2 protein-coding genes and 1 pseudogene are annotated in these 3,097 nt (G+C 65.4%); all 3 read left to right on the plus strand.

Annotated features, from left to right (window positions below; translation table 11 throughout):
• Window positions 1-843 (plus strand): transketolase-like TK C-terminal-containing protein (locus tag AHiyo1_RS16525; protein WP_275937073.1); only part of this gene is annotated, 843 nt, incomplete at its 5' end.
• 57 nt (window positions 844-900) lie between these two features.
• Window positions 901-2,017: pseudogene (gene tal, locus AHiyo1_RS16530) on the plus strand (transaldolase).
• 5 nt (window positions 2,018-2,022) lie between these two features.
• Window positions 2,023-3,097, plus strand: a 1,075-nt coding sequence (locus AHiyo1_RS16535) for a glucose-6-phosphate isomerase (protein ID WP_059389276.1), incomplete at its 3' end; no start/stop codon positions are given.

A 3,097-nucleotide genomic window follows, 5' to 3' on the forward strand; every position in this document is an offset into this window, starting at 1 on the left:
GGCCGGGTGTTGCACTTCGGTATCCGCGAGCACGCTGCCGCGTCGATCGTGAACGGCATTTCGCTGCACGGCCGGACCCGGGCGTTCTCCGGCACGTTCCTGATCTTCAGTGACTACCAGCGTCCCGCGATCCGCCTTGGCGCGCTCATGGGCGTCCCTTCGCTGTACGTCTGGACCCACGACTCGATCGGCCTGGGCGAAGACGGCCCAACCCACCAGCCGGTGGAGCAGCTGTCCACCCTCCGCGCCATTCCGGGCCTGGACGTTGTCCGTCCCGGCGACGCCAACGAGGTTGCCGCGGCATGGAAGACCATGCTTGAGAACCACGAGAACCCGGCAGGCATCGTGCTGACCCGCCAGAACATCCCGACCTACGCACGCGGCGAAGGCCTTGCCGAGGGTGACACCTTCGGCTCCACCGCCGGGGTCGCCAAGGGCGGCTACGTCCTGGCAGAGGCTTCAAAGGACGGCGCTACGGTCCCGGCCGAGGTCATCCTGATCGGCACCGGTTCCGAGGTCCAGCTCGCGGTGAACGCCCGCGAAGCGCTCCAGGCCGAAGGCATCGCCACCCGCGTCGTCTCCATGCCGTGCGTCGAGTGGTTCAACAAGCAGGACTCCGCGTACCGCGAGTCCGTGCTCCCCGCCGCCGTCAAGGCCCGCGTCTCGGTCGAAGCCGGCCTGGCACTGGGCTGGAAGGAATTCGTCGGCGACGCCGGACGCTCCATCAGCCTCGAGCACTTCGGCGCCTCGGCAGACTACAAGCGCCTCTTCAAGGAGTTCGGCATCACGGCAGAAGCAGTCGCCGCCGCCGCAAAGGACTCCCTCGCGGGTCTCAATAGCTGAAAAAGCGTTTGAGACGAATCCGACAGCAACGAACAGATTTCCAAGGAGATTAAAGAAATGACTACGACTCCCACCCAGCAGCTTTCCGACGCCGGCGTGTCCATCTGGCTTGACGACCTCTCCCGCGAACGCCTTTCCAGCGGCAGCCTGCAGAAGCTCATCGAAGAGAAGAACGTCGTTGGTGTCACCACCAACCCGTCCATCTTCCACGCCGCCATCACCGCCGGCAGCGACTACGACGCCGTGATTGCCGAAGAGGCCGCCAAGGGCGCAACCGTCGAAGAGACTGTCTTCGAGATCACCACCACCGACGTCGCCGATGCCTGCGACCTCTTCGCCCCGGTCGCGGCAGCGAGCAACGGCGTGGACGGCCGCGTCTCCATCGAGGTGGACCCCCGCCTGGCGTGGGACACCGAAGGCACCATCGCCGAGGCCAAGCACCTGTACAAGAAGGTCAACAAGGACAACGTCCACATCAAGATCCCGGCAACCCTCGAAGCCTCGCCGCCATCACGGCAACCCTGGCCGAGGGCATCAGCGTCAACGTGACCCTGATCTTCTCCCTGGAGCGCTACCGCGCCGTCATCAACGCATTCCAGTCCGGCCTGGAGCTGGCCAAGGAAAACGGCCACGACCTCTCCAAGATCCACTCCGTGGCGTCCTTCTTCGTCTCCCGCGTGGACACCGAGATCGACAAGCGCCTCAACGCCATCGGCACCGATGAGGCCAAGGCCCTCAAGGGCAAGGCAGGCGTCGCCAACGCCCGCCTCGCTACCAGGTCTACGAAGAGCTGTTCTCCACCGAGCGTTGGGCAGTCCTGGCCGAAGCAGGCGCGCTCCCCCAGCGCCCGCTGTGGGCCTCCACCGGCGTCAAGGACCCGGCGTACCCGGACACCCTGTACGTGACCGAACTGGTCGCGGCCGGCGTCGTCAACACCATGCCGGAAAAGACCCTCGACGCCACGTTCGACCACGGCGTCGTCACGGGTGACACCATCTCCGGCACCTACGAAGAAGCAAACAACGTCCTCAACGCACTCGAGGGCCTGGGCATCTCCTACAACGACGTCGTCGCAATCCTCGAATCCGAGGGCCTGGACAAGTTCGTCGCCAGCTGGAAGGAACTTCTGGCCGACGTCGAAGGTGCCCTCGCCTCTGCACGGAAGGCTTCCTAACCCACATGAGCACTCTCAGCTACGACGCCAGCGGTGCTGCGCAGCAGGCCATCGAGCAACACATCCCGGCACTTGTCGAAGACCGGATTGCCACCAGGATTTTCGCCAAGGACCACACTCTGTGGGGTCCGGATGCCGAATCCGAATCCGCCATCCGTCTCGGATGGGTGGAAGCGGCAACCGTTTCCCAGCCCTTGGTCGAAGGGATCCTGGAACTCCGGGATGCCCTCCGGGCCGAAGGCGTCTCCCGCATTGTCCTGTGTGGCATGGGCGGCTCTTCGCTTGCCCCCGAGGTCATTGCCGGCACTACTGGCGTCGAGCTGACCGTGCTGGACAGCACAGACCCCGAACAAGTCGGTGCTGCCCTCGCGGACCGCCTGGCCGAGACCGCCATCGTGGTCTCGTCCAAGTCAGGCTCCACTGTCGAAACCGACTCGCAGCGACGGGTATTCGAGCAGGCCTTCACCGAGGCCGGCATCGATGCCAAGAGCCGCATCGTCATCGTGACCGATCCGGGTTCCCCGCTGGACAAGGCCTCCCGTGAAGCCGGCTACCGTGCCGTCTTCAACGCCGACCCGAACGTCGGCGGCCGCTTTTCGGCGCTGACTGCTTTCGGCCTGGTCCCCAGCGGCCTCGCGGGAGTCGACATCCAGGCATTCCTGGACGAGGCGGAGGAAGCTGCGGAAATCCTCAACGAAGACTCACCCGAAAACATCGGGCTCCGGCTCGGCGCCGCCCTGGGCGGAACCACCCCGCTGCGCAACAAGATCGTCATCGTCGAAGACGGTTCCGGAATCGTCGGCTTCGCGGACTGGGCCGAACAGCTCATCGCCGAGTCCACCGGCAAGCTCGGCACGGGGGTCCTGCCGGTTGTTGCAGGTCCTTCCGCACCCGAGGTCAGCAGCGGTGCGGAAGACGTCCTGGTGATCCGCCTCGTCGGTGCGGAATCCGACGTCCAACTCGGCGAAAACGAAGCCGCCATCGCCGGTGGCCTCGCCACCCAGATGTTCGTCTGGGAATTCGCCACCTCGGTCGCCGGCCGCCTGCTGGGCATCAACCCCTTTGACCAGCCCGACGTCG

Source organism: Arthrobacter sp. Hiyo1 (assembly GCF_001263615.2).
In the GTDB taxonomy this organism is placed as follows: domain Bacteria; phylum Actinomycetota; class Actinomycetes; order Actinomycetales; family Micrococcaceae; genus Arthrobacter.